The sequence below is a fragment of the Acrocarpospora macrocephala genome (genome assembly GCF_009687865.1).
Classification (GTDB): domain Bacteria; phylum Actinomycetota; class Actinomycetes; order Streptosporangiales; family Streptosporangiaceae; genus Acrocarpospora; species Acrocarpospora macrocephala.
In genome coordinates this window covers 1-1,046 of sequence record NZ_BLAE01000162.1, presented here as the reverse complement: position 1 = coordinate 1,046, position 1,046 = coordinate 1, and the positions used below count along the sequence as shown (strand labels likewise).

At 70.7% G+C, this 1,046-nt stretch carries 1 protein-coding gene; it reads left to right on the top strand.

Annotated features, from left to right (window positions below):
- Nucleotides 1–1,021 (top strand): IS110 family RNA-guided transposase (locus Amac_RS53425; protein WP_155362085.1); only part of this gene is annotated, 1,021 nt, incomplete at its 5' end.
- Between the last annotated feature and the right edge of the window lie 25 nt (nucleotides 1,022–1,046).

Genomic DNA, 1,046 nt, shown 5'->3' with positions numbered 1-1,046 from the left:
CCATGCCGCGGTGACCTTGATGAACGGGCGGCGGCTGGCCGACGCGGAGTTCCCCGCCACCGGCCAGGGCTACGCGGATCTGCTCCAATGGATGCGGGGCTTCGGCCGACTGCGCCAGGTCGGGGTCGAGGGGACCGGCAGCTACGGCGCCGCCCTGGCCCGCTATCTCGCGGCCGAGCAGATCACGGTGATCGAGGTCAACCGGCCCGACCGCAGGCAGCGCCGCGCCAAGGGCAAGTCCGACCCGCTGGACGCCTACGCCGCCGCCGATGCCGTCCTGGCCGGCCGGGCCACCGCGATCCCCAAGGCCGGCGATGGGATAGTCGAGTCGATCCGGGCCCTGCACTCGGCGAGGGCGGGGGCGGTCAAGGCCCGGACCGCCTGCATCAACGAGCTGCAGTCCATGCTCATCACCGCGCCCGCCGTGCTGCGCGAGGACCTCGCCGGGCTCAAAGGCGCCAAACTCGCAGACACCTGCGCCGCCCTGGAGGTGAGCGGGGACCTGGCCGACCCCGCCCACGGCGTCCGGGCCGCGCTCGTGCACCTCGCGCGCCGCTGGCAGACCCTCACCACCGAGATCGACACCCTCGACGGCCAGCTCCAGCCCATGGTCGAGCGAGTCCGGCCCGACCTGCTCGCCGTTCACGGCGTCGGCGTGGAGACCGCCGCGCAGCTCCTGGCCGTCTGCGGCGACAACCCCGACCGGCTGACCAGCGAAGCGGCCTTCGCGTCCCTGTGCGGCGTCTCGCCCGTCCCGGCCTCCAGCGGCCGCACCACTCGTCACCGCCTCAACCGCGGCGGCGACCGGCAAGCCAACCGCGCCCTGTACACCATCACACTCGTCCGTATGAGCCACGACCCGAACACCCGCGCCTACGTCAAACGACGCACCAAGGAAGGCCTCTCCAAACGAGAGATCATCCGCTGCCTCAAGCGATACATCGCACGCCAGCTCTACCGGATACTGACCCACCCGAAAACCCAGCCCAGCACACGAAAAGATCTTGCTCCAGCCGCTTGACAGGACATAGGAGCATCAGCCCTTT